Consider the following 26,194-nt stretch of genomic DNA (forward strand, 5'->3'; position numbering starts at 1 on the left):
ACCGTCCTTAATTAGTAATTGGAGCAAAGGCTTTTATACCGGCAATCAGCTGTCCAGCTTGTACTTCATCGCCGGGTTTTACATGAATAGAACTGATATATCCATCCATAGGTGCTAGCTGTGGAAACTCCATTTTCATGCTTTCTTCGATAATTAACGTATCGCCTTTTTCAACTTTTTGTCCTTCTTCTACAAGAACTTTCCATACGCTTCCCGGCATTGTACAGCGCGCGGCTTCCGTACCTTCGGGCAGTTCTTGTTCCGTAATTTCAGCGGTTTCATGTTCAGAGACGTACTCAGCTAAGCCGAGTGCTTTCCAATTTTCTCGCTCTGTTTGAAAAGCAGCCTGCTGGGTGTGACGAAAAGCAGCCGTGCTTTCTTCAATAGATGAAAGAAAATCTAAATATTCTCCAAGTTTAAACGTTGTCTCCGTAATATCTGCTTCAAATCTCCCACGAAGGAAATCTTCGCGCAGTTTTAAAAGCTCATCTGCTTCTACTGGGTAAAATTGAATTTGATCAAAGAAACGAAGAAGCCACGGTTTTCCTGCTTCAAAACTTTCCGTTTGACGAAGTCGGTTCCACATTTGAATCGTGCGTCCCACAAATTGATAGCCACCAGGACCTTCCATTCCGTATACGCACATATACGCACCGCCAATACCAACTGCATTTTCAGGCGTCCATGTACGAGCGGGATTATATTTCGTTGTAACTAAACGGTGACGAGGGTCTAGAGGCGTAGCAACAGGTGCGCCTAAATATACATCTCCAAGCCCCATTACAAGATAATTAGCGTCAAATACAACTCGTTTAACATCTTCAATGTGATCCAGACCGTTTACTCGGCGAATAAACTCTAGATTGCTTGGACACCAGGGGGCATCTGGACGAACGTTTTGCTGATAGCGTTCAATAGCTAATTGAGTCGCAGGATCATCCCATGAAAGTGGAAGTTTTACAATACGAGAGGGAACTTCCATTTCTTCAAGCGGAGGAAGTGCGCGATCAATAGCTGAAATGTGCTGGCAAAGTTCAAGAATAGACATCTTTGTTGCATCAATATGAATTTGAAGAGAACGGATACCAGGCGTTAAATCTAGAACTGGTAAATCCTTACGCTTTTGAATAGCTTCCATTAAAGCATGCACTTGGAAGCGAAGCAGCAGATCAAGCTCCATTTCTCCGTACTCCACAAGTATATTCGCATCGCCTGAGCAGCGGACGGAAAAAGGGAATCGTCTATTTTCCGTTTCGTTGATCAGCAGCGGATAATCGCTTTTGAGCGGCTGTGCTACTGGATTTGTAAGCACAGGAAGTGATGCAGATGTTCCGATACGCTGTAAAAAGTCTTCCTGCGTACATTTGAGTTTTTCAGCTTGTTCAAGATCAATTAATTTAAACGAAATTTTATCTCCGGGGTGAAGCTGTCCTATTTTCCAAAACTCTGCTGAAGCAGTCGTAACAGGGCAAACAAAGCCGCCAAGGCTCGGGCCGTCTGGGCCAAGTAGAATAGGCATATCTCCGGTTAAGTCTAAGGTGCCGATGGCATAGGCATTATCGTGAATATTTGATGGATGCAAACCGGCTTCTCCTCCATCTTCACGCGTCCAAAAAGGAGCAGGACCTATTAATCTAACGCCTGTTCTAGAGCTGTTAAAATGAACTTCCCATTTTGTATTTGTTAGCTGCTGCAAGTACTCTGGCTGCAAAAACTCTTCTGTACAATGAGGGCCGGGAATCACCCCGATTGTCCATTCTTTAGACATGGTCGGCTGATCAGAAAGAGCAAGTTCATTTTCAACGTGAGCGTAGTCAGAAACACGCAGTACATCTCCTGTGCGAAGTGCTCTTCCGCCGTGTCCTCCAAAGCTTCCTAGTGTAAAAGTAGAAGAACTGCCTAATATTTTAGGCATATCAAGTCCTCCGCCAATCAGTAAATACGTACGCATTCCTTCGGTTGCTTCACTAAATGAAAGAATTTGTCCTGGCTTTGCTTGAATGGTTTTATACATGGGAATTTCAGCGCCGTCTAATGTAGCATGCATGTTAGCACCGGTAATACAAAGAGATACATCGTCTCTAAATTTATAAGAGCCGCCTCGAAGAGTCATTTCAATTCCCGGGGCATCCGGTAAATTTCCGAGAAGTTTGTTTCCAGTACGAAAAGCAAAAGGGTCCATTGGCCCGCACGGAGGAACTCCTACATTCCAGTGCCCGGTGCGTCCCGGGTAATCTTGAACAGTGGACTGAACGCCGCCGTCTAATACTTCAATTGCTTGTTCGCTCGGAGTATATGAGTTAAGCATTCGGGTATATACGTCTCCCGTTTTGCACGCTTTTTCTTCTAACAGTCCCTGCAAGTATTGAAGATTACTAGTAATGCCGTATAGTCTTGTCTCTTTTAAGGCAGCGCTCAATTTTAAAAGGGCTTCTTCTCGTGTTTCTCCATGAACGATAATTTTAGCCAGCATAGGATCATAAAGTGACGTTACAGTAATGCCGTCTCGCACCCATGTTTCAACTCGAGAACTTTTAGAGAAAATGGCTTGATCGATTTGCCCGCCGCTGGGACGAAAATCATTTAAGCAATCTTCGGCATAAATACGCGCTTGGATACTGTGACCTGAAGGAACAGGAAGCAAAGAAGGAAGGTTTACTAGCTCATCGCATGCTTCTTTAAGCATCCATTCTACTAAATCGATGTTTAACACTTCTTCTGTAACTCCGTGTTCTACTTGAAGACGAGTATTTACTTCTAAAAAATAAAATTTCTCCGCTTCGGCGTCATATAAAAATTCTACCGTTCCTGCACTTCGGTATCCTACTTCTTTAGCTAGTCTAGTAGCTGCTTGCAGCATATTTTCCCGTATATATGAAGGGAAGTTTGGAGCTGGGCTTTCTTCAATTACTTTTTGATTTCTTCGCTGAATAGAGCAGTCGCGTTCTCCTAAAGCCACTACTTCTCCAAAAGAATTCCCGAAGATTTGAACTTCCACATGGCGAGCTTTTTGAATGTATTTCTCTAAAAAAACACCGCTGTTTTTAAAGTTTGTTTGTGCTAAATGGCAAACTGAGTCAAAAGCGGCTTGAAGCGCTTTTTCATCTTGGCAAACACGCATTCCAATTCCGCCGCCGCCAGCTGTACTTTTTAACATAACGGGATAGCCAATCTTTTCAGCAGCACATATAGCTTCTGATACATCTGTAATAAGAGGTGTACCAGGCAGCAAAGGCACGTCGGCTTTTTGCGCAATTTCACGAGCTGAATGTTTTAATCCGAATACTTCCATTTGCTGAGGTGTAGGACCAATAAATACAATTCCTTCAGCTCGACAGCGACGGGCAAATTCCGCGTTTTCACTTAAAAAACCGTAGCCTGGATGAATAGCTTCCGCACCTGTTTTTTTTGCAATATCTAGAATAAGGTCTTCATTTAAATAACTTTCTTTGACCGGGCCGCTGCCGATTAAAATGGCTTCATCTGCGTCGTCAACGTGAAGGCTGTCTTGATCAGCTTCTGTATAAACAGCTACAGACTTCACTCCTAAATTTCTTAATGTTCGCTCAATTCTAACGGCAATTGCGCCTCGGTTAGCAATTAATACTTTTGTAAACATAGATGAACACTCCTTTTTATAATGAATCCCAAATAACTAAGCGAATAGGGGTAGGGTTATAATCGTTGCACGGATTGTTAAGCTGAGGGCAGTTGCTAATCAATACAAGTGTAGGATTGATAGCTTCCATTTCTACATAGTAGCCAGGTGCAGATACCCCGTCATTAAACGTTAATCCGCCGCTTGGCGTCACAGGTACATTCATAAAAAAGTTTACGTTTGGTGCTAAATCTCTTTTGGTGTAGCGGCTATCATATTTTGATAGCTGCAGCATAAATGTATCTCGGCAGTTATGCATCGGAAGCGTGTCATGTGCATAACGTACGGTGTTGCTTTGTGCGGAACAAGCTCCGCCTAAGGTATCGTGGCGTCCACACGTGTCAGCTACAATTTTGACTAGTTCTTTGCCAGATTGAGAAAGCAGCACTGTGCCGGTGGATAAATAAATATTTCCTTGATTAGCAATCGTAGACACTGCACTGTAATGATCTTCTGGATTTTCTGCATCAAAGAATAAAGTATCCGCTGCTTGATTGCCTTCTACATCTATTATTCTAAGAGTTTGGCCTGGTTTAAGTTCGTGCATCCAGCCGTCCCCAGCCAGTACCGTTTCATCATAAATTGCGTTCTCTATTTTTCTGTTGCTTTCCACTCGATTAAATACAGCCATTATAGAAGCCTCCTTCATTTTTAAATCGTTGATAATGTTTTATTTCCAAGCAATAGGTCATAAGACCATGTGTTTTCAAACGCTCGTTTATTTTCAGGTCTAAAATTTAAACAGTAGTCATCTGAGTTTAGCGGAGCTGCTTCATCTACGGTTATTTCAATCGGAACAGAAGGATACGTTCCGCTCGGGTCTAGAGGGTTAGGTGTATTAGAGAGCAGAAAAAGCAAATCCATTTCTGTTCTAAGCGTAATAAAATCTCCTTTTTTACAATGAGAAGAAACAAAATTCATATTGCCTTCTTCGTCGCAGTATACTTTTGAAAATATGTTGAGGTTAGGGACTAAATCCCGTGTTGTTAAACCGTTGCGCAGAAGCTCCATTGAAAAATTTTCTTCGCCATTCCTTCTCCATTCGTTTCGGGATTCTTGATAAGTAGATGCGCCGTATTTTTGATGAGTTAAGCTGCGCGTAGTGTAGCCTGAAATGGTATCATGCCAGCCGGTGGTGTCGGCAGTGATGCTTGCAAATGCTCTGCCGTTGTCACTCATCAGAACGTGTCCTTTTGTTAAGTGAGCAGTATGCTGAGCTTTTAAGGTATCAGGCATGTTGTATCGTTCCGTTAAATCATAAGCGTTGTATAATAGTACGGATACGTTTGCACCGGATTCTTGTGCGGTAAACGTCACCGATTTTCCTCTTCCAATTCGTCCTGACCATTTTCCGCCTGCCGGGATGGTTTGCTTCCAAATATAACTCATAAAATAACCTCCTTAGAATAAAAAAAGGATAAAAGCCTGGGAGAGTAGTCTCCCAGGCTTTTATCCTTCCGTGTTATACAGCGTAGCGCTATATCGCTCTCTCTCGGACCAGTCTTTAACATATGTTAAACGGAACCCTAGACAGCTTTTTTGTTCTTAACGGCTGTAAGAACCTTTATCCATTTGTGGCTTTCGATTAATCGTAGTATAGTACGTGTGAAAATAAGTTGACAAGCAGTTTGTTAGAATGCCTGACACGAAAACTGATTTTTCAGTTTATTTTTCAGGAACCGTCACTTTTGAATGATCTCTCTTTACAAAAGGAGCCGACAGTCGAGATTTTACAAATAAATAGAGAAATCCAATCGTAAGCCAGGCGACACCAATCAAAAGAGTGTCTTTGTTTAACAGTGTGAGCAGCCATCCGATAAATGCCGCTCCGATTAAAGGGAAGATTAAATAAAGTATTGTTTCAGTAAACGACCGTTTTTTTAACTTAATATAAAAATGGACGATGACTGATAGATTAACAAATGTAAAAGCGGTTAAAGCACCGAAACTGACAAAAGTAACGGCTGTGTTTAAATCAATAAACATTCCCAAAAACGAAAAAGTGGTAACAAGCAAGATATTCACCACGGGCGTTTTAAACGTTGGATGAATATATGAAAATACCTTTTGAGGCAGTACGGATTCACGGCCTAAAGCATATAAAAACCGAGTAACGCTTGTGACTGAAGAAACTCCTTGAGTAAAGGTTGCGATAATTAAGACCGTAATAAATAAACTGCTTAAGAGATTTCCGCCCACTAATTTTACAAGGGTGTAGGCAGCATTATCAGGATTAGTAAATGTGAATCCCGGATAGGCAATCTGCGTAAAATACGAGATAGCGATGTACATAACAGCTGCAATACAAACAATAAGAAAAATGGCTTTTGGAATTGTCCTTTCCGGTTGAATCGTTTCTTCCGCCATTGTTGTAACTGCATCAAATCCTAAAAAGCAAAAGCAAATGAGAGCAGCTCCAGAAAAGATAGTCGTAAACGGTACATCTGAAGCCAAAAAAGGATGAAGTGAAAAAAGAGTAGAAGAACTAGCTTGACCTGTTGCAATATCTTTGATGATAAATAAACAAAACAAACTTATAAAGAGAATCTGAACTACAACAGAGATGCCGCTTATACGAGCTACAGATTTAATACCAACAATATTGACTAAAGCTAAGATAATGTTCATGACAATGACCCATACGTATACAGGAATAGAAGGAAATTCCGTATGCATAAAAATACCAAATGTTAAAATAGCGATAATAGGGGAGAAAATATAGTCTAAAAGAAGTGCCCAGCCTACTAAAAAGCCAAGGCGAGGATGTATAGCTTTTTTCGTATACGTATAAGCAGATCCCGCTATTGGATATGCTTTTACCATTCGGCTATAGCTATATGCGGTAAAAAAGATAGCTAAAAAAGCAATTAAATAAGCAAGGACCATTTGCCCTCCAGCCGCATCGTAGGCTACTCCGTAAACTGTAAAGAAAATCATCGGAGTCATCCAGGCAAGACCCAAAAATACAATTTGATATACCTTTAGCGATTTACTTAACGCTGGTTGGTTGTTCATATAAATCCCTTCTTTCCTCTATTTTATACTAGTAAAAAAGAAAAGCCTGGGAGAATGATGTCATTCTCCCAGGCTTTTATCCTTCCGTGTATACGGAACGTTCCGTACGCTCTCTCTCGGACCAGCCTTTAACATGTGTTAAACGGAACCCTAGATCGCTTTTTGTCTTCAACAGAGTGAAGACCTTTATAGATAATGTAAGTAGTTCGAAGTATAAGCAGGATTATAGGAAGATGCAACTACTGTGTTAGATAGTTTAACAAACTTTTTTAAAAAGTAAACTTTTGTAAAAGGCGAACTATATATAATTTTATTAAAAAGATTATTCGTTTATAGTTGACTTATAGAAAGACCTATAGTATATTTGTAGACAAGAAAAAGCTAAATACGGTTCACTCATATATGTTTGAGAATATGGCTCAGACGTTTCTACCTTATCACCGTAAATGATAGGACTATGAGTAAAAAGTGAATCTAGGTTCCCATTTTTACGTTAGTAGAAAGTTTGGTCCAAGCGATTCACATATTCATTTTTGAAGTGGATATGACACCGAAGGGATAAAAGCCCAGGCGGGTAGGTTTTTGCTCATTGTATTTGAGAGACCTGCCTTTGTTTGGGCTTTTTCTTATGTGTCTATTTGCAGTATGAGCGAGTGATGGAAATTTCTTGTTTGTATCTGCATTGCTTTCTGGGGAGAATAGCGATGCAAAGCATGAAATCACTCACTGAAGCTTTATCTGTAAGCCCTCATTTAACCATGGGAAGTACATTCTATCTATTTTCTAGCATTTTTTCTTTGATGAGCAGCGTGGGGACGCTGCTCCTTTTTTTGTTCTTGCTTTTTTCTCTGTAAATAAAGGTCTCTAAAGAGAAGGTGATTTGCGAAATTTGGCGAATTAATGCTTTAAACAATAAATGATAGAGAAGATAAAGCGGTCTATGAAAAATGAAGAAGTTGAAAAATTGAGGAGGGAATTATGTTGCTTCACTTAATTAATGTTCGTTTGCCAATTATGCACGATCACGCTCTTTTTGAAGTGAAAATTTCAAATGGAATGTATACTTCTATCGTTTTACAAAACGGTTATCTTGAAGGTGACGAGTTTTTTCCGCTGCACGCGGCCGTGTTAGGAAAAGAAACGTCACTTGATGCACAGGGTCGTGTGCTATTACCAGGATTTGTAGATATGCATATGCATTTAGACAAAGCTCATTCGCTTCCTCAAGTGCCCAATATATCTGGAACTCTTCAAGAAGCCATTAAAAATTACAGCAGCAGCCTGCCGGCATTTCCAGAAGAAGAAATTAAGCAGCGAATGTTTAAAACTGCTTTGCAGGCATTAGCTAACGGTACGACTACGATTCGAACGCATATTGATTTTGACTGCAGCATGGAAGAAGATAGTTTATTTCGAAGTTTACAAGCGGCTGTCGAAGTGAGAGATGAATTAAGCCCATATATGGACATGCAGGTTGTTCCGCTATTCTCTAACCTAGACATTGATGATATGCATAAGATGAATAAAATTGAACGAGCATTCGATCTTGAAATTGATGCAATTGGAGGCTGTCCTCATTTAGCTAGAAATCCAGAAAAAGAGATTGATGCTCTATTTTCGCTGGCTCAAGCCTACAATAAACCTCTTGATTTACATGTGGATGAAAGCGATGATCCGTCTGTTGATACAATAATTAATATTGCTCATAGAACAATTGAACTGAATATGGAAGGAAAAGTGGTAGTGGGGCATCTTTGCTCGCTTGCAGGAATGACTGATGCAAAAGTGAAAGAAATCTTAAACCTTTTGAAACAGGCGAAAATTGGAGTTGTCACATTACCTGCTTCTAATTTATATTTACAGGGAAGAGAAGATAAAGGAATTGTAAGACGAGGCGTAACGCGTATTCGCGACATACAAAAAGCAGCGATTCCAATTGCTACTGCATCTGATAACGTGAACGACCCCTTTCATCCGTTTGGAAAAGCAGACTTGCTGCAAGTAGGGTTACTAACTGCCTATGCTGCACATATGGGAAGTCCGGATGATCAGCGGCAGTTGCTCCGAATGATTACAAGTATACCAGCCCGGCTGATTGGAAAAGAAAAGTATGGAGTGGAAGAAGGAAACGAAGCAAACTTTGTTCTATTAAATGTCCAGTCTGTACAGGAAATATGGACTGAACTTCCCGAAACTCGCTTTGTTTTCAACAAGCATCGCTGGCTTAGCGTAAAGGAGACGCATCAGCGGCTCGCTGATACGAACTTAACTAACCTTTGGCAGGAAAATCAAATTTTAATTGGTTAAATAGACATAAAAAGAAGCTGTCACATTAGTGACAGCTTCTTAATCAATTACTTTTGAACGTTAGCAGCTTGTGGTCCACGAGCTCCATCTTCGATTTCAAATGTAACTTCTTGACCTTCTTCAAGTGATTTGAAACCTTCGCCTTGGATAGCTGAGAAGTGTACGAATACGTCGTCTTGTCCTTCTACTTCGATGAATCCAAAACCTTTTTCTGCATTAAACCATTTTACTTTACCTTGTACCATTGTAGTACCTCCTGTGTGGAAAATCCACGAATATATTACTATCTCTGCTCAATTTCAATAAGAATCACTTTAAAGAAAGTCTTTCTATTTGTTAACACCGAACAAGAAATAATATACCTAGTATAACACTTTTTTATAAAAAAGAAACCTTTTTTCATAAAAAAGTACTCTGAGATAAAAATAAGTTGAAAATATGGATATATTTTGAAATGGCAAATAAGCTATTGTTTTGTGGATCTTTAGCAATCACTAAAATCTTTTATCTCGTAAAAAAAATGAATAGCGAGGTTGACAAATTGAATAATGTGTAACTATAATGGTTACAACAAGCTGAGAAGAATTAGCAGTGCTATAAAAGGCTCAAATTTTTTGTGTTTTATGTAACTATAATGGTTACAACGAAAATAAAAGGAGAGAATAAAAATGAAAATTGGTGTTATTGGAGCAACAGGAAAAGCAGGTCAATTAATTATGGAAGAAGCAAAACAGAGAGGACATGAAGTAACAGCCATTGTTCGAAATGCTTCTAAACTAAAAAATCAAACAAACGTAATGGAAAAAGATATTTTTGCCATTACTTCAAAAGATATTGAACAGTTCGATGCTGTGGTAGATGCATTTAATGCACCTCCTGGAAGCGAACAGCTCCACGTTGAGTCTATACAATCACTTATTAAAGTATTTCAAGGTGTTCAAACGCGACTCGCAGTAGTGGGCGGAGCGGGAAGTTTATTTGTAGATGCAGAAAAAACAACGCCTTTAATGAGCACAGAAGGTTTTCCAGCAGCTTATTATCCAACGGCTTCAAACATGGGGAAAGGTTTAAAAGAACTTGAAAAGTCGACTGTAAATTGGACTTATTTAAGCCCAGCAGCCTTTTTTGATGCAGAAGGTGCTCGCACGGGAGCCTATCAATTAGGAAAAGATCATGTGATCACAAATAGTCAAAATGAAAGTTATATTAGCTATGCTGATTATGCGATTGCTTTAATAGATGAGTTAGAAAATAAAAACCATGTGAATGAACGTTTTGCTGTAGTGGGTGAGAAAGCATAAGCTTACGTTTGAGTCATATTGAAAAACAGCTTACATTTGTTGTGAGCTGTTTTTTATATAAAACAAAATAGATATAAAGCAATGGAAAATGGTATAGAATTTTTATTATTTCTTCGTTTTTCTTTTTAAAAACGATACAATACAACATAGATGATAAAAAGGAGATGAAAAGATGATTCGTTTTGGCGTAATAGGAACAAACTGGATAACAGATCGACTGTTAGAATCAGCTCAGTATGTAGACGACTTTCAGCTTGCAGCTGTTTATTCTCGAACCATTGAAAAAGCAGAAGAATTTGCAGGTAAATATGATATTCCTCATATATTTACTGATTTAGAGGAAATGGCAGCGAGTGCTGAAATTGATGCAGTGTATATTGCTACTCCAAATGCTTATCATGCGGAACAAGCTATCTTATTTTTGAAAAATAACAAGCATGTACTGTGTGAAAAACCGCTCGCAGCCAATGCAGCAGAAGTAACCCGCATGATTCAAACAGCCAAAAATCACAAGGTGTTACTAATGGAAGCGATGAAATCAACCCTTCTTCCTAACTTCAAAGTGATTCAAGAGAACTTACATAAAATTGGGCCAATTCGGAAATACGTTGCATCTTACTGTCAGTATTCTTCTCGTTACGATAAATACAAAGAAGGTATCGTGCTTAATGCCTTTAAGCCAGAGCTTGCCAATGGTTCACTGATGGATTTAGGTGTATATTGTCTTTATCCTCTGATTACGTTGTTTGGAGGGCCTCATAAAATAAAGGCAACGGCGTTTATGCTAGAATCTGGAGTAGATGGAGAAGGGTCAGTTGCGTTAGAGTACGAAGATCGCGACGCGGTCATCATGTATTCTAAGATTACAAATTCGCATTTGCCAAGTGAAATTCAAGGAGAAAAAGGCAGTATGATTATTGACAAAATACATACCGCTGAAAAGGTAGAAATTCGATACAATGACGGACGGGTAGAAGAGTTAACGGTCGATCAGCCTTATCCTGCTATGTACTATGAACTAAATGAATTCGTAGAGCTGTTAAAGCAAGGAAAGATGGAATCAGACACAAATTCTTATGAGAATTCATATTTAACAATGCACGTGATGGATAAAGTGCGAGAGCAAATCGGTCTTGTATATCCAAATGATGAGAAATAAATAACAGAGGCTGGACAAAAGTAGTTTAGTTGAAGAAAGATCCGAACGAGGTTGATTCTTGATGGAGAATCAACCTCGTTCGGATTTTTTCATGGGTAGGGTAAAAGTAAGTTTCATGTATGAAGTTGCTTCTAGCTGTTGCACGGAAATCAACAGCGGTGTAACCAGTCATCCATACTAGATCATTTTCCAATTTGTTCGTCTCTAAATTGGTTTGAGATAGTTATGTCTCATTCTCTTTTATTGTGGTTATAAAGAGCATAATTGAGATTCGAAATCTTGCTGCAGCACATTTTAAAAGCAAATATGTTGAAACAAGGGAAGTTTTTTAGTATCTTCTATCTTTATTCATCCCTGCATACATAGGATTAATCAAAGTAAAGAATAAAAAGAGTGCAAAACATTCGATAATTAATCCTAGATTAAAATGATTATAAAAAAGTATTGACTATAATAATAGCTCGTGTATAATAAAGAATGTAATCAATAGTCATTACTAGTTTATAATGATACTAATAATCGTTATCAAATAGAAACTGTCATTGATTGCATTAAAAATAATACATACAAGCATAAGCTTGTGAAATACATTGTACAAGGAGAGGTTTTGACATGGCAGAACGTATGGTAGGAAAACAAGCACCACGCTTCGAAATGGAAGCAGTACTTGCAAATAAGGAATTTGGAAAAGTAAGTTTAGAAGAAAATATGAAAAACGGTAAATGGACAGTATTGTTCTTCTATCCAATGGACTTTACATTCGTATGTCCAACAGAAATTACAGCTCTATCAGATCACTACGAAGAGTTTGAAGATCTAGATGCTGAAGTTGTAGGCGTTTCTACAGATACAATTCATACTCACTTAGCTTGGATTAACACAGATCGTAAAGATAATGGACTTGGAGATTTGAATTATCCATTAGCTGCAGATCCAACTCATGCAGTAGCACGTGATTACGGCGTGTTAATTGAAGAAGAAGGCGTAGCGCTTCGCGGATTATTTATTATTAATCCAGAAGGTGAATTGCAATACGCAGTTGTAAACCATAACAACATCGGCCGCAGCGTAGAAGAAACATTACGTGTACTTCAAGCCCTTCAAACTGGCGGACTTTGCCCAGCTAACTGGAAACCAGGTCAAAAAACACTTTAATAAATAGCGGTGGAGTAGAGGAGAAATTCCTCTACTGCTGCCATTAAAACAGAAAAGATAGTTTTCTAACTATAAAAGACAGAATATTCAGTTTTTATTAATAATAAGGAGGATTTTAAAATGAAATTACGTGAACAAATGCCTGAATTAACTGGAGCAACATCTTGGATTAACGACGAAGTAACAAAGGAAGACTTAGTAGGTGATAAAGCAACGCTTATCCACTTTTGGTCAGTAAGCTGCCATTTATGTAAAGAAGCAATGCCTGAAGTTAATGATCTTCGTGACGAGTATGATGATCAATTGAATGTTGTAGCGGTGCATATGCCTCGTTCGGAAGATGACTTAGATATGGGTGTTATTGAGGCAATGGCCATGGGACACGATATTACTCAGCCAATTTACGTAGACAGTGAGCATAAGTTAACAGACGCTTTTGAAAATAAATATGTACCAGCATATTATGTATTTGATAAAGAAGGTCAGCTTCGTCATTTCCAAGCGGGTGGAAATGGAATGCCGATGCTTCGCAAACGTATTAACCGCGTCTTAGGCGAAGAATAATCTCTACATGAAGAAGAAATAAAAAGGGCCGGGATAAAAATATTTTAGACGAAGTTAAAAACGAACCACTGATCAACATGTTTGATTAGCGGTTCGTTTTTTTTGCTATGCTGAACGTAGATTTCATCTGTTTCGTTCCTATAGCAGTTGATTGGAGGGCAAAGCGAAGACTCCTGCGGGAAAAGCGGAACAGGTGAGACCCCACAGGAGCGCATGCGACGAGGAGGCTCACCGGCCGCCCGCGGAAAGCGAAGTCTTGCACGGAAATCAACGGCCGTGTCACAAGCGGATCAGCTCATGTATCCTATTTGTTCGTCTTTAAATTAGATTCATTTCGTTATGTCTCAATCTCTTTTTTATTTTTTACTGAGTCATTTCAATCATTAATAAGCCTTTCATCATATTGACATAAAAAACCTAATATAGTTAAATTTATATAAGAACAAATGTTCGTTTTTGGTGTTGTTATTTTACTCTTTTCTCCCTTTTTAATAAGTATAAGAAAAAAAGGAGGAGATTTGCACAATGACTCAGCTCTATTCGCAGCAAGAAAAGCGGCACGACAAAGAATGTACCTTTCATACATTTCTTACAAACCACAGCGCAACTCTTCAGACTCATATAATGAATACATTTTTGACACCAGAACGCTATGAGCGATTACAAAAAGCGGTTGTTAAAAATGATACAAAAGAACAAATACTTCTAAACAAAGAATTTCATCAGTTTTATAGCGAAGTTAGATTGCTTCATTATATTAACAAGCTTTGCAGACATTATTCCAGAGATGTTATGCGTGTCAAAGAAAAAGAGCGTTCTTATATTCCTCTTCGCCTGCAGCAGCCGGCTGCGCTAGATGGAAATCGAACAGTGGAAGATATGCTAGGAGTACAGGACGGGGCTGTATGGGAGCATGAATTTTTAGGAAATCAACTCGAAAATCGTATTCTTCATCATGCATTTCGCCAATTAACGGCCAAGCAGCAGTGTATGCTGCACTTGATTATTGTCGAACGCTGGACTCATAAAGAAATCGCTGCTTATTTTTCTATTTCTCAGCAAGCGGTTTCTAATCATTATCAACGTGCGCTAAGCAAGTTAAAAAAAATTATGAAGGTGAGTGATAGATATGTTTGATCCTCAGTGGCTTCAACTTGTTGGAAACGTAGGATTTCCCGCTGTCCTTTCTTTTTATTTATTACTGCGTGTAGAAAACAATATAAAGCGACTTGAAGAAAAAGTGGAAGAATTAACAACTGACTTAAGAAAGAAGTGAAGAAATGGAAACTCTATATGAGCTTGTAAATAAAGTGAAAGCTGGAGATGAAGAGGCGTCAAGGCGTTTATTAAAAAAGCTGGAACCAAAACTAAATAAAGCTGTTCAAAGCTTTTCGCTGCATGAGAGAGAAGACGTAAAGCAAGATTTAAAGATTAAAATTCTTTCCGCTGTTAAGACGTTTGATTTTTCCAAAACGCCAGGACTTTGGGAATTTTTACGCCATAAATAAAAAAGAGCGCTCGTTGTATCGACGCTCTTTTTTTATTTTTGCTGCAGTTTCACTACTTACCTTACAGTGAAAAATCCAAAAAATAGAAAATGGATAAATATTAAAAAAAAGGTAAAAAGTGATGTGTGCAAATAGAGTTTAGTAGTATACTAACAAGTAGAATTTCTTGTATAAAAGGAAGATAATCACTCTTCATATAGAGAGGATTGTCGGCAACGAATAGAGGATAGAAGAGTTTTATTTAATGAAGGAAAAAATCGTGCTGTTCGATAAATCAAACAGCACGATTTATAAAAAAGCGGCAGTAAATAATATGTAAGCTAAGAAGCCTATTGTTTTTTGTTTTAGCTTTTGGAAAGAGGTGAAGAATAAAGTGAGTCAACTTCTCTTTAATATCACGTTAATTATTTCTTTCATGTTTGCTGCGAGTATAGTTCGAGAGCAAATCATTTATAGAGTAGAAGGAATAAACCGGTACAAAATGTATCGCTTAATTTATTACGGATGTTCTTACGGCCTATTAGGCAGCATTTTAATGATATATACAATTAAAATAGATTCTACTATTATTCTTGACCTTCGCTTTTTAGCGGTGACAATTGTTTGTCTTTATGCAGGAATGGTACCGGCTATCATTGCGGCTTGTATTATAGGGGTAATGCGTCTGCTTTTGTTTGGAATTACGGCAAGCGGAATAATAGGCGCTGCTACAATTATCGTAATGGCTTTACTGTCTGGGTGGACGGTTCGCTTACCTTATCGTCCATTTATTCGTTTTCAATTAATGAATTCTATTAGCTTGCTTTGCGTATTCTTCTCATTGTCCTTTCTTTTTAAAGATATCAAGCACGCTGCTACAATTATCATTTATTTACTGCCTGCTTCTTTTATAGGTGGGTGTTTGGTGTATCTGGTAGGTAGATATATATATGTATCTCGAGTAACGACAAGTCAGCATAAAAAGCTGTCTAAAATGTTTTCGGTTATGGTTCAAAATGCAAAGACAGGTACCATGATTGAAACGCCAGAGCGCGAAGTAGCCGTTATTAATCAAACTTTTTGTGACATGTTTGATATACCCGGACCTCCTAATCAATACGTTGGATTGAAAAGTAATCAGCTGTTTTTATCTCACGCTCCTATGTTGAAAGATCCTGCTAGGTTTTTAAAAACGGTAGAAAGCACCGTTTATTCAAAAGAGTCAATAGTAGATGAAGAAATTACGTTTATTAACGGTAAAATTTATGCGCGGGACTACATTCCAATCTATGAAGGTCATGTGTATATTGGTCACTATTGGGAATATCGAGATATTACGGAGAAAAAGAAGGCTGAGTGTGATCTTCGCAAAGCCAATAAAAAGCTTGAAATGCTGTCTATGAAAGATGGCTTAACAGGTCTGAACAACCGCCGATCTCTTGATAAACAGCTGGAAATTGAGTGGGGATACGCACAGAAAGAAAAAGAGCCGCTTTCTTTTCTCTTATTTGATATTGATTATTTTAAAGCGTATAACGACACCTATGGCCATATTCAAGGAGACGAATGCTTAAAAGAAGTAGCGAATATTGCTAAAAGCGTTGTTTTTGATGAACCGGCTTTTGTCGCAAGATACGGAGGAGAAGAGTTTGGTATATTGCTTCCTAGAGCTAATCAATATGAAGCGATAAAAATGGCAGAAGCTATTAGACAGCAAGTGGAGCAGCGTGGAATTATCCATCAAGCTTCTGACGTGTTTAAGTGTGTCACAATCAGTGTTGGAATAATGACAGTCGTTCCATCCGAAAACATACCCCCCATTTCAATTGTCCATCAAGCAGATCAGGCTTTATATGAAGCAAAGCGTACGGGTCGAAATCGAATTTCAGTATATTCTCACCACAAAGAAGCTGACTCAAACGTTTGAGTCAGCTTTTAAAACAGATATAAGCCTCTTATTTAGGAGGAGCTTTTTCTTTTTCGTCTTCTTCCATAATTCCTTTTGTAGCGTTTTTAAACTCTTTTAACGTTTTTCCGGCAGCTTTGCCTAATTCCGGCAGTTTCTTTGGGCCAAAAAGCAATAGAGCGACAAATACAATTAAGGCAATTTCTCCAAACCCAAGGTTCATTGTCATCGTCTCCTATTTTTTGAAAGTGTTTACAAGTTTAGTATAGCATGAAAAGAGGGGAAGTAGTACACCCTTATCCAGTGATTTTAAGGCCGATTACACCTGCTACAATACAAAAAATAAATAAAATTCGACGCATATCTTTTGCTTCGCGAAAGAAAAACATGCCAAGAAGTACGCTTCCGGCAGCCCCTACTCCCGTCCATATACCGTAAGCTGTTCCAAGAGGTATTTGCTTTAATGCTAAGGAGAGAAAATAAAAACTTCCTGCACCGAAAAGGATAAATCCAATCGAAGGAAACAATCGCTTAAATCCATCTGAAAGTTTTAAGAAAATCACAAATCCCACTTCGCAAAAACCGGCAGCTATTAATGCAATCCAAGCCATGTTAAGATTCCTCTCTTTCTGTTTCTTCGGTAGAAATTAACTTTAAACCAACGATTCCAAAGATCATTAATCCTAAAAATAAAATCTTTCCAATATTTGCGCCTTCGTCTAAAACGGTCATTCCAAGTATCGCTGTGCCTGCAGCTCCTATACCAGTGAACACTGCATAAGCTGTTCCGACAGCAATTTTTTTTAAGGCATTTGAAAAGAAATAAAAGCTGATGACAATTGTGACGATCGTAATAATTGTTGGAGTTAATTCAGTGAATCCGTGTGAATATTTTAAGCCAATTGCCCATACAATCTCGAGTAAACCAGCGATAATAAGGTAAATCCAAGCCATTTTAATTCCTCCTTACATAATAATAAGCCCTTTTTACAGGGCCTATTTAGCACGTATGCCTTCCCAAAATATTGTCCAAGCATCGTGGATTTTTTGGTCATAATACTCTGGTTCATAATAAAAGCGCTGAATGAACAGTCCGTCGGTTAAACAATAAAAGCTATTGATATACAAATCAATCGGACGTTCAATTATTTCGCCTTCAGCCATTCCCTGTGTAAAAATAGCATGCAGAATTTGATCAGACAATCGTTCGCTTCTTAAGAAAATAGCTTTTACTTCCGACTGTAAATGTTCAGGTGGAAACAAAATAAGACGACGGTACATCTGGCCAAAAGAATCTTTTTCAATCATCGTGCAGAAATCTACAACAAAGCAGTGAAGCTGTTCTTTAGCAGACTTTGTTTTATGCTGTTCGTATATAACAGATAACTTTGTTAAAAATAAATTCATTAAATCATGCACGGTTAGTAAAAATAAGTCGTCTTTGTTCTTAAAATGAGCGTACAGGGAAGGTTTTTTTATGCCTACTTTTGATGAGATATCAGCAAGCGATGTTTCTGTATAGCCTTTTTCTCCAAAGAGCTCCATTGCTGCAGCTCTAATTTTTTCTACAGTTGATAATTCACTCAAGAAAAGCTCCTCCTCAATCTAACTAACGGTCGTTAGGTAAAAGATATCAAATATAAAAAAAAGAAGCAAGGGAATCGCTTCTTTTTAATGTATTTTCATTAAATGACGCTGAGTTAAAAATAAAGAGAAGATAAAAATAAGCTCAAACGTATTTGTTACAGCTGTGCTTGGTATAGGAATTGACACGGCACTTCCTACAAGCATCACGGCTACTCCAATCATCATACTGCTCCAGCGCGTCTTGCGAAATAAGGAAATTCCAACAAAAAGCAAAATAATCGCCACAATGAGAACCATAAGGGGTGGACCGGATGATCCCACTAATGTATAGCGAACAATGCCATATTCACGTACAACTTCCATACGCTGACTAATCGTCTCGAGTGTTTCATAGCTAATTAAGGCAAACGTAGTTAGCAAAAAAAGAATGCCGGCAACAGGTTTTTTAGCCCATGTAATCGTCGAATATTTCGCTACGCCATACGCAAAGAGCACTAAAGTAGGGGTAAATAAAGCGTGAAACCAAAAGCGAAGCATGCTAAGTGAACGTAAAGTATCGCCTTCACCGATAAATGAACCAATCCCAATCATTATATTATCGTAAATTAGTCCAGCTATTACTAAAGGAAGAAAAAGCATGTAAAACGGCGAAGTGTTTTTTCGCACTACATATATGCTAAAGAAAAACAGGACAATATAGCAAAAAGAAAATAGAAAATAAAGGATTGTATCAACCATTGTTTTCCTCCTTTTGATGATACTTCTTCTTTTTATGATAGCATCATATGCCAAAAAAGTGAGAAATCATGCATTTTTCTAGGAAATCTTAACGGACGAAAGACGCCTTTATCGGTAGAAAGATTCAGAAAATATTGAAATAAAAATAGGAAAAGAGGCCATAGTCAAGAGATTTAGATTTACTGAATTGATTATTAAATAAAGGAAATCTATAAAATAACAACAAAAGAACTAGGAATACATTGAGTCTAAATGCTTATATAATTAGAAAAAAATATTTAATGTCCTTTCTATTTAAGTAAGTTAAATGTAAGCATAAAATGATAAATAAATGTATTTTTCTTACTTTTATATCTATCTATCATCCTTACAGGTACGGTTGTTAGACAAATCCAATTGGTATATCCATAAAAAGGAATTAATGGGATAAAATATTTTTTATCCCACCTTTATATTACAAAACGTTTTCTAAAGTTAAGAAATTTTTAATTACGTAATAATTCCGTGTGTTAATTGTAAGAGTGGTGTATAAAATATTCCTGTTATTATGGTAAAAAAAGGTATCGATGGAATTTTTCTAGGTAAATAAACTTTAGACCTATTCTGTAAATTTCAAATAAAACGATGAGTTTTTAATTCGGTGAATAGACAATCGGAATTGTAAGAATATATAACATTTGAGCTATTGACCACTAATGAGCGCAGATGATAGTTTTAGAGCTGTTGAAATTGGTACTCGAGTCCATTTTTCAAAGCAGGTGTTTTAGCAGCATGCTAGCGCTGTTAATTGATTTAGCTCCCATACATATATATAGGGAGTGAAACTATGAAATCGTATATCTATCATTATGAATCAAAAGCATTCATAACGTATCCAACAGGAGAAGTTTGGAAGGAGAAGAATGAAACATGATCTTAATTATCCTATGCTGCCTATTTTTAGTAGGGTATGGCGTTTGGGAGTATCGCAGACATTTACGCAAGCTGCATTCAATTCCTGTACGAGTGAATGTTAATGGTATTCGCGGAAAATCCACCGTTACACGATTGATTACAGGTATTGTAAAAGAAGCAGGTTACAAAACAGTAGGGAAAACGACAGGAACACAAGCGCGTATGATCTACTGGCATACAAGTGAAGAAGAACCAATTATTCGTCGTAAAGAAGGTCCGAACATTGGAGAACAGCGACGAGTGGTAAATGAAGTTGCCGATATTGGCGCGGAAGCTCTTATTTGTGAATGTATGGCGGTACAGCCTGATTATCAAATCACATTCCAAAATCAGCTGATTCAAGCTAAGGTAGGCGTAATTGTAAACGTACTAGAAGATCACATGGATGTAATGGGTCCAACTCTAGATGAAGTTGCTCAAGCGTTCACTGCTACTATTCCTTACGATGGCCACCTTGTTACAATTGAAGGTCCATATTTGGAATACTATAAAAAAATAGCCGCAGAGCGCAACACAAAAGTTATTGTAGCTGACAATGATAAAGTATCTGAAGAGTATTTACGTGAATTTGATTATATGGTTTTCCCTGATAATGCTTCCATCGGTTTAGCAGTAGCAGAAGCACTTGGTATCGATGCTGAAACAGCGATGAGAGGAATGTTAAATGCTCAGCCTGACCCAGGAGCTATGAGAATTACAACGTTTGGCGATGAAAAAAATCCAGCATTTTTAGTAAATGGATTTGCTGCCAACGACGCTTCTTCCACGCTTCGTATTTGGGAACGTGTAGATTCAATGAACTATAGTGAAAAGCTTCCTATTGTCATTATGAACTGCCGTCCGGACCGTGTAGATCGCACGGAGCAATTTGCTGAAGATGTAATGCCATACATTGAAGCGGACGTAATGATTGCAATTGGTCAGACGACCTCACCAATCGCTGCAGCATATCAAAGAGGCGAATTGCCAACAAAAGAATTCTGGGATATGGAAGGCGCTTCTACAGAAGAAATTTTAGAGCGCATGAAGCCTTATTTAAAAGATCGTATCGTATACGGTGTCGGAAATATCCACGGTTCAGCCGAGCCGCTTGTTGAAGCTATTATTGAAATGAAAAAGATGAGAAAAGCAGTTTAATCTAGGAGGCCATTTCATGTTCGGATCAGATTTATATATCGCCCTTGTGTTAGGGGTTACACTAAGCTTAATTTTTACAGAAAAAACGGGCGTATTGCCAGCCGGTCTTATCGTACCGGGGTATTTAGCTCTTGTATTTGATCAGCCAATTACCATTTTAATGATTTTCTTAATTAGTATTTTAACGTATGTTATCGTCGTGTACGGAATCTCAAAAGTAGTTATTTTATATGGACGTCGCAAATTTACAGCGATGTTAATTACGGGTATTGTGATTAAAGTTGCATTTGATTATTTCTTCCCGATCTTGCCGTTTGAAGTGTTTGAATTACGCGGAATTGGTATCATTGTACCGGGCTTAATTGCAAATACAATGCAAAAGCAAGGTCTTCCTTTAACAGTTGGAACAACGGTTTTATTAAGTGGTGTAACATTTGGAATTATGCAAGTTTATTATTTATTTTAATACACAAACAAACCGCAGCTGGTAAAGGAAGGTGAAAGCGTTGAAAGAGAAAAAATTAAACTTTCAAGAAAAAGTATTGATGTTTATAAAGAAAACAAAGCCTACAACGGGCAAGCAAGCTCTTATCTTAACGCCAATTTTAATCGTAATTTTAGCTCTTTCAGGATGGATGGAGCGTTCGGATGCTCTTGAAAACCCTGAGACGGCTAATCCAGAGGCCAATAATGATTTAACGATGACTATGGTCGGAGACATTATGATGGGTCGCCATGTAAGAGAAGTAACTGAACGCTACGGAGAAGATTTTGTATTCCGCAACGTGGAGCCGTTCTTTAAAAATTCGGATTACGTAAGCGGGAACTACGAAACGCCGATTTTAACAAATGACGTAGATTCATATAAAGCAATGGAAAAAGGTATTCATTTATATAGTAAGCCTGCTGATCTAGCGACTGTTAAAAATGCAGGTTTCGACGTATTAAACTTAGCGAACAACCATTCAATGGACTACAGTGCAAAAGGGTTAGAAGATACGATCTCTACTTTTGAAGCAAACAAATTAGATTTTGTTGGTGCTGGCCGTAACTCTGAAGAAGCAAAGCATATTTCCTATAAAGATGCTGACGGTATCCGCATTGCAACAGTAGGTTTTACAGATGTACATTCAGACGGAATGTCGGCTGGAAAAAACAACCCAGGTATTTTAAAAGCAGATCCGGATCTTATTTTCAGCACGATTCAGAAAGCGAAAGCAAATGCTGATTTAGTTGTAGTAAATGCCCACTGGGGTGAAGAATACGATGCACAGCCAAGTCCTCGTCAAGAAGGACTAGCAAAAGCGATGGTAGACGCTGGTGCGGACATTATCATTGGTCACCATCCGCATGTTTTACAGTCATATGACGTATATAAAGGTTCGGTTATTTTCTATAGCTTAGGAAACTTTATTTTTGACCAAGGGTGGTCAAGTACAAAAAATACAGCGATGGTTCAATATCATTTAAACAAGCAGGGACAAGCTAAAATTGATGTTATTCCAATGGTTATTAAAGCAGGTACACCAACTCCAACAGATAACCCTTGGCGCATGAAGCGTATTTATAACGATTTAAACAAGTTTTCTTCAAACCCTGAACTGTTAGAAAAAGAACGAAACAAGTTTGAATTAAACTTAGATCATTCTCGCATTATAAAACATGCAGAGGAGCGCAAAAAGAACGAAGCGCAAGCTAACTAATAGCCCGTCATACACAGAGGAGGTAAAAGATGATAAATAAACGTAATACAATTATTGTTTCCATTGTCATCTTTTCACTCATAGTAGGTGTATGTGTTTATCAATTTATGTTTCCAAAACAAGAATATGCAGTAAGTACTTCAGATCCTCGCGCCACAAAAGTAGGTATGGAAATTCTTAAACAAGGCGGTACAGCAGTTGATGCAGCTATTGCCATTTCCTACACGCTTGGTGTTGTGGAACCGTACGGATCAGGACTTGGGGGAGGCGGCGGAATGCTGATTGATCCAGCAGATGCCTCTCCAACATTTATTGACTACCGAGAAATTGCACCTAAGAATGATAAAGAAGATGAGATTGGCGTACCAGGGTTCGTCGCTGGTATGGATTATATTCAGCACCACTACGGATCTATGTCGATGAGCAAACTAATCGACCCGGCCATTAACTATGCCGAGAATGGGTACAAAGTGGACAAAGATTTGCACGATAGGCTGGTTTCATACAAAAGTAATGTGAATGAAGATGAAATTCCTAGCTTTTATCCAGATAAGGACGCCATTAACACAGGTGAAATTGTCAAACAGCATGAATTAGCGAACACGCTGCAAAAGATTAAGGAAGAAGGGCCAAATGCTTTTTATAGAGGAAAAATTGCAGACGATATTACAGAAGAAACAAAAGTAAGTCACAAAGACTTGCGAAAGTATGCGCCTGTTGAACGCAAACCTCTATTGACAAATTATAAAGGTCATCAAATTATTTCAGCACCTCCGCCTTTTGCTGGTGCTACGCTTATTCAAATGTTAAAAATGACGGATCAAGAAGATATTTGGAAGCTGAAGGAATCGCATCCTAGTCTTTATTATCATTTTCTTGGTCAAATTTCAAAAGTAGCTTATCAAGACCGCTTGAAAAAAATTGCTGATCCGGCTTTTATAAAAGAAACGCCAAATGATTGGATCGACGATCATTACGTGCATTTACTTCGTAATAAATTAAATAATACTGAAACAGATCATACCAAAGTAAGCGATGTCGAAGAACATGAAAGTACCACTCATTTTGTTGTCATGGACGGTGAAGGAACCGTTGTATCAACAACGAATACGCTGAGTAATTTCTTCGGCAGCGGTGAATATGTAGATGGATTCTTTTTAAATAATACGCTCAATACGTTTGGGGAAGGAATTAATAAGCGTCAACCTGGTAAGCGTCCAAGAACATTTACAGCCCCTACCATTATTCGTGAAGGTGATGAATGGGTAATGTCCATTGGCACACCGGGAGGAAATCGCATTCCTCAAGTGTTAACGCAAGTAATTGGGGATTATTTTGAAGACAAAGATTCCATTAAAAACGCAGTAGAAAACAAGCGTGTCATTTTTGATTCTCATAAGTTTTATTCAGAAGCTAAGCTTAAACAGTCAACTAAAGATGGTTTAAAAACGTACGGCTATGACTTAAAAAACAATGATAACGCGATGTTTTACGGAGGCGTTCAAGCACTTGTGAAAGACTTAAAGAAAAATAAGATTCAAGGTGACGCTGATCCGCGCCGCCACGGTTTATGGGAAAAAAGTACAGACTAACTTAATTGGAGGAATAGAAAATGATCGCAAAACGAATCGTAGGGATTGTAGGACCAATTGCTATTGTAGCAGGAGTAGTAGCAGGACTTGGAGCTTTAAAACATCCGGCTACTCTTTCAACAGATGAACAGCAAAAAATTGAAAATAACGTAAAAATGATTGAACAAACAAAATCTGCTGCTGCAGATGCAGTAAATGATGCTGCAGCAGTGTCTGGGAAATAAAACATATATAGTGATAAAAAGGCATCGTCCGGGGCGATGTCTTTTTTGTGTCCAATGTATTTTATGGATAAAAATGAAAGCGCTTCACAAAATATACATATGAGTAAAAATGGAGGGGAATGTGTGAATAAAAAATTACTGTTATTTAATATTGTTGCTGTTTTGTTGTTAATCGGCGTTATAGCCGTTTTCTTTATGACTCAATCAAGTACAGAATTTAATCCTAAAAAGCTCCTAAAAAAAAATAATGATCATTCTTATGGTGTGAGCTCTTCTAATTCTCTGGCAGCAAATGTAGGGATGGACGTATTAAAAGAAGGGGGGAATGCAGTAGATGCGGCCATTGCTATTTCGTATGCCCTCAATGTAGTCGAACCTTTTGGATCCGGAATTGGTGGAGGTGGAGGTATGCTGATTGCCAAAAAAGATCAGCCTGCTACCTTTATCGATTACCGGGAAACCGCTCCAGCTTCTATGAACGGTAAAAACGGCGTGCCGGGATTTGTCGCTGGTATGGAATATATTCAGCAGAAGTATGGTACAAAATCAATGAATGATTTAATTCAGCCGGCTGTTGAATACGCTGAAAAAGGGTTTGAAGTAGACTCTCTTTTATCTTCTCGATTGTATTACTCTAGAGGAAGGATGGATGTAGACGATCTATCCGCTTTTTATCCGAAGGGAGAAGCAATCGAAGAAGGGGAAACGCTGTCGCAGCCCGTGTTAGCTAAAACGCTAATCAAGATTCAGCGGGAAGGTGCATCTGCATTTTATAAAGGAGACGTGGCACAAGATCTTGCTGATGCAACGCCTATTTCTAAAAAAGACTTATCTTCCTATCAAGTGACAGAAACCAAGCCTGTCGTTTCTGCTTACAATGGAACGGAAGTGATTTCAGCGCCTCCGCCTTTTTCCGGAATTACGCTGATTCAAATGTTAAAAATGGCAGAGAAAGAAAATCTTGAAACAATGCCTGACAAAGAATATTACGAAACGATGAACAGAATTAAAAAAGCAGCTTACTCCGACCGGTTAAAACAAATCGGCGATCCAGATTTTCATAATCAAAACTCAAGTGAATTAGTTAGTGATGATTATATAACAAACTTGGTCAATCACCCGACACGTTCTTCAGGTGAAGGCGATGAAGAACACGAAAGTACAACACATTTTGTGGTTATTGATTCAGAAGGAACCGTCGTATCTACAACCAATACGTTGAGTAACTTCTTTGGTACAGGCGAACAAGTTGACGGCTTTTTTCTTAATAACAATGCTGATACCTTTGGAAGCAAAGAACCGAATAATCGCGAGCCGGGAAAAAGAGCAAGAACTTTTACGGCTCCAACTATTATAAGAGAAAAAGGTGAGTGGGCGATGGGAATAGGTTCTCCGGGCGGAACGCGGATTCCTCAAATTTTAACTCAGGTACTTTCTAAAAACCTTGAAGGAAATGAACCGCTTCAAGAAGCTGTAAACGAACCGCGATTTATTTTTGACGATTCGATTATTTATGTAGAGCCCGATTTAAATACAAAAAATATTCCTTCTGCGTTTCGAATAGAAACAAAGGAAAGCGACGTCTTTTATGGAGGTATCCAAGCGTTAACCATTAATTTTCAAGATAAACAAATGGAAGGAGCCGGAGACCCTAGAAGAAATGGAGTTTGGAAAACAGGAGATTAACGAAGTAAAGATTCCTTCTCA

Annotated in this window: 26 protein-coding genes and 3 riboswitches; of the genes, 16 read left to right on the forward strand and 10 right to left on the reverse strand. The window is 38.2% G+C overall.

Annotated elements, in window-relative coordinates; all coding sequences use genetic code 11:
• Nucleotides 1-7: 7 nt before the first annotated feature.
• The 4 genes from uca to MKY06_RS05030 form a co-directional block, all read right to left on the reverse strand.
• The gene (uca, locus tag MKY06_RS05015; protein WP_098399672.1) at nucleotides 8-3,619 is read right to left on the reverse strand and encodes an urea carboxylase; all 3,612 of its coding nucleotides are present in this window, start codon (nucleotides 3,617-3,619) and stop codon (nucleotides 8-10) included.
• A gap of 16 nt (nucleotides 3,620-3,635) precedes the next feature.
• Nucleotides 3,636-4,289, reverse strand: coding sequence for an urea amidolyase associated protein UAAP2 (locus tag MKY06_RS05020; RefSeq protein WP_029324913.1), 654 nt, complete (start codon nucleotides 4,287-4,289; stop codon nucleotides 3,636-3,638).
• 20 nt (nucleotides 4,290-4,309) lie between these two features.
• Entirely contained in the window at nucleotides 4,310-5,047 is a 738-nt protein-coding gene (locus MKY06_RS05025) for an urea amidolyase associated protein UAAP1 (RefSeq protein WP_098278280.1), read from the reverse strand.
• A 47-nt stretch (nucleotides 5,048-5,094) separates the two neighbouring features.
• Nucleotides 5,095-5,199: riboswitch (guanidine-I (ykkC/yxkD leader) on the reverse strand.
• A gap of 124 nt (nucleotides 5,200-5,323) precedes the next feature.
• Complete coding sequence (locus MKY06_RS05030) at nucleotides 5,324-6,673, reverse strand: APC family permease (RefSeq protein ID WP_057274412.1); 1,350 nt, start codon at nucleotides 6,671-6,673, stop codon at nucleotides 5,324-5,326.
• 63 nt (nucleotides 6,674-6,736) lie between these two features.
• Nucleotides 6,737-6,838: riboswitch (guanidine-I (ykkC/yxkD leader) on the reverse strand.
• A 211-nt stretch (nucleotides 6,839-7,049) separates the two neighbouring features.
• Nucleotides 7,050-7,151: riboswitch (purine riboswitch) on the forward strand.
• Nucleotides 7,152-7,651: 500 nt separating this feature from the next.
• Between MKY06_RS05030 and MKY06_RS05035 the strand changes: the two genes are divergently transcribed.
• Entirely contained in the window at nucleotides 7,652-8,980 is a 1,329-nt protein-coding gene (locus tag MKY06_RS05035) for an amidohydrolase family protein (protein WP_029324916.1), read from the forward strand.
• Nucleotides 8,981-9,027: 47 nt separating this feature from the next.
• Here MKY06_RS05035 and MKY06_RS05040 read toward each other — a convergent pair whose 3' ends face one another.
• The gene (locus MKY06_RS05040) at nucleotides 9,028-9,225 is read right to left on the reverse strand and encodes a cold-shock protein (RefSeq protein ID WP_013055689.1); all 198 of its coding nucleotides are present in this window, start codon (nucleotides 9,223-9,225) and stop codon (nucleotides 9,028-9,030) included.
• Nucleotides 9,226-9,648: 423 nt separating this feature from the next.
• On the opposite strand from MKY06_RS05040, the gene MKY06_RS05045 reads away from it, so the two are divergent.
• The 9 genes from MKY06_RS05045 to MKY06_RS05085 all read left to right on the forward strand — a co-directional run bounded on the left by MKY06_RS05045 (nucleotide 9,649) and on the right by MKY06_RS05085 (nucleotide 16,573).
• Entirely contained in the window at nucleotides 9,649-10,281 is a 633-nt protein-coding gene (locus MKY06_RS05045; protein WP_013055690.1) for an NAD(P)-dependent oxidoreductase, read from the forward strand.
• Nucleotides 10,282-10,453: 172 nt separating this feature from the next.
• Nucleotides 10,454-11,440, forward strand: a complete 987-nt coding sequence (locus MKY06_RS05050; RefSeq protein WP_053486894.1) for a Gfo/Idh/MocA family protein — start codon at nucleotides 10,454-10,456, stop codon at nucleotides 11,438-11,440.
• A gap of 612 nt (nucleotides 11,441-12,052) precedes the next feature.
• Nucleotides 12,053-12,595 carry a peroxiredoxin gene (locus tag MKY06_RS05055; RefSeq protein ID WP_014461319.1) on the forward strand — a complete coding sequence of 181 codons (543 nt, stop codon included), beginning with the start codon at nucleotides 12,053-12,055 and terminating at the stop codon, nucleotides 12,593-12,595.
• Between the two features lie 120 nt (nucleotides 12,596-12,715).
• Nucleotides 12,716-13,159, forward strand: a complete 444-nt coding sequence (locus MKY06_RS05060; protein WP_013055693.1) for a TlpA family protein disulfide reductase — start codon at nucleotides 12,716-12,718, stop codon at nucleotides 13,157-13,159.
• Between the two features lie 147 nt (nucleotides 13,160-13,306).
• Entirely contained in the window at nucleotides 13,307-13,486 is a 180-nt protein-coding gene (locus MKY06_RS05065) for a hypothetical protein (protein WP_055989280.1), read from the forward strand.
• Between the two features lie 198 nt (nucleotides 13,487-13,684).
• Entirely contained in the window at nucleotides 13,685-14,296 is a 612-nt protein-coding gene (locus MKY06_RS05070; protein ID WP_053486895.1) for a sigma-70 family RNA polymerase sigma factor, read from the forward strand.
• Nucleotides 14,289-14,435, forward strand: a complete 147-nt coding sequence (locus MKY06_RS05075) for a YvrJ family protein (RefSeq protein ID WP_013055696.1) — start codon at nucleotides 14,289-14,291, stop codon at nucleotides 14,433-14,435. The genes MKY06_RS05070 and MKY06_RS05075 overlap by 8 nt, the downstream gene beginning before the upstream one ends.
• Before the next feature lie 4 nt (nucleotides 14,436-14,439).
• Entirely contained in the window at nucleotides 14,440-14,667 is a 228-nt protein-coding gene (locus MKY06_RS05080) for a helix-turn-helix domain-containing protein (protein ID WP_013055697.1), read from the forward strand.
• A 373-nt stretch (nucleotides 14,668-15,040) separates the two neighbouring features.
• On the forward strand, nucleotides 15,041-16,573 hold the full coding sequence (locus MKY06_RS05085; RefSeq protein WP_223272329.1) for a diguanylate cyclase domain-containing protein: 1,533 nt from the start codon (nucleotides 15,041-15,043) through the stop codon (nucleotides 16,571-16,573).
• A 28-nt stretch (nucleotides 16,574-16,601) separates the two neighbouring features.
• Here MKY06_RS05085 and MKY06_RS05090 read toward each other — a convergent pair whose 3' ends face one another.
• The 5 genes from MKY06_RS05090 to MKY06_RS05110 form a co-directional block, all read right to left on the reverse strand.
• On the reverse strand, nucleotides 16,602-16,775 hold the full coding sequence (locus MKY06_RS05090; RefSeq protein WP_013055701.1) for a twin-arginine translocase TatA/TatE family subunit: 174 nt from the start codon (nucleotides 16,773-16,775) through the stop codon (nucleotides 16,602-16,604).
• 73 nt (nucleotides 16,776-16,848) lie between these two features.
• A complete protein-coding gene (locus tag MKY06_RS05095; RefSeq protein ID WP_029324920.1) occupies nucleotides 16,849-17,163 on the reverse strand; it encodes a DMT family transporter in 315 nt (104 codons plus the stop codon).
• Nucleotide 17,164: 1 nt separating this feature from the next.
• Nucleotides 17,165-17,506: a quaternary ammonium compound efflux SMR transporter SugE gene (sugE, locus tag MKY06_RS05100; RefSeq protein WP_014461313.1), complete on the reverse strand. Its 342-nt coding sequence runs from the start codon at nucleotides 17,504-17,506 to the stop codon at nucleotides 17,165-17,167.
• Between the two features lie 42 nt (nucleotides 17,507-17,548).
• Nucleotides 17,549-18,139, reverse strand: coding sequence for a TetR/AcrR family transcriptional regulator (locus tag MKY06_RS05105; RefSeq protein ID WP_014461312.1), 591 nt, complete (start codon nucleotides 18,137-18,139; stop codon nucleotides 17,549-17,551).
• A gap of 84 nt (nucleotides 18,140-18,223) precedes the next feature.
• Nucleotides 18,224-18,877: a hypothetical protein gene (locus tag MKY06_RS05110; RefSeq protein WP_098278281.1), complete on the reverse strand. Its 654-nt coding sequence runs from the start codon at nucleotides 18,875-18,877 to the stop codon at nucleotides 18,224-18,226.
• Between the two features lie 909 nt (nucleotides 18,878-19,786).
• On the opposite strand from MKY06_RS05110, the gene pgsB reads away from it, so the two are divergent.
• From pgsB to MKY06_RS05140, 6 genes are all read left to right on the forward strand, one after another.
• Nucleotides 19,787-20,968, forward strand: coding sequence for a poly-gamma-glutamate synthase PgsB (gene pgsB / locus MKY06_RS05115; protein ID WP_013055706.1), 1,182 nt, complete (start codon nucleotides 19,787-19,789; stop codon nucleotides 20,966-20,968).
• A 16-nt stretch (nucleotides 20,969-20,984) separates the two neighbouring features.
• Nucleotides 20,985-21,434 carry a poly-gamma-glutamate biosynthesis protein PgsC gene (gene pgsC / locus MKY06_RS05120; protein WP_013055707.1) on the forward strand — a complete coding sequence of 150 codons (450 nt, stop codon included), beginning with the start codon at nucleotides 20,985-20,987 and terminating at the stop codon, nucleotides 21,432-21,434.
• A gap of 40 nt (nucleotides 21,435-21,474) precedes the next feature.
• Complete coding sequence (locus tag MKY06_RS05125) at nucleotides 21,475-22,671, forward strand: CapA family protein (protein WP_013055708.1); 1,197 nt, start codon at nucleotides 21,475-21,477, stop codon at nucleotides 22,669-22,671.
• Nucleotides 22,672-22,700: 29 nt separating this feature from the next.
• Nucleotides 22,701-24,263 carry a gamma-glutamyltransferase family protein gene (locus MKY06_RS05130; protein ID WP_289911895.1) on the forward strand — a complete coding sequence of 521 codons (1,563 nt, stop codon included), beginning with the start codon at nucleotides 22,701-22,703 and terminating at the stop codon, nucleotides 24,261-24,263.
• 20 nt (nucleotides 24,264-24,283) lie between these two features.
• Nucleotides 24,284-24,487: a CapE family protein gene (locus MKY06_RS05135; RefSeq protein ID WP_063670776.1), complete on the forward strand. Its 204-nt coding sequence runs from the start codon at nucleotides 24,284-24,286 to the stop codon at nucleotides 24,485-24,487.
• Between the two features lie 123 nt (nucleotides 24,488-24,610).
• The gene (locus MKY06_RS05140) at nucleotides 24,611-26,173 is read left to right on the forward strand and encodes a gamma-glutamyltransferase family protein (protein ID WP_029324924.1); all 1,563 of its coding nucleotides are present in this window, start codon (nucleotides 24,611-24,613) and stop codon (nucleotides 26,171-26,173) included.
• The last annotated feature ends 21 nt before the right edge of the window (nucleotides 26,174-26,194 follow it).

Origin of the sequence: Priestia sp. FSL P4-0332, from assembly GCF_038005845.1 — a bacterium.
GTDB lineage: Bacteria > Bacillota > Bacilli > Bacillales > Bacillaceae_H > Priestia.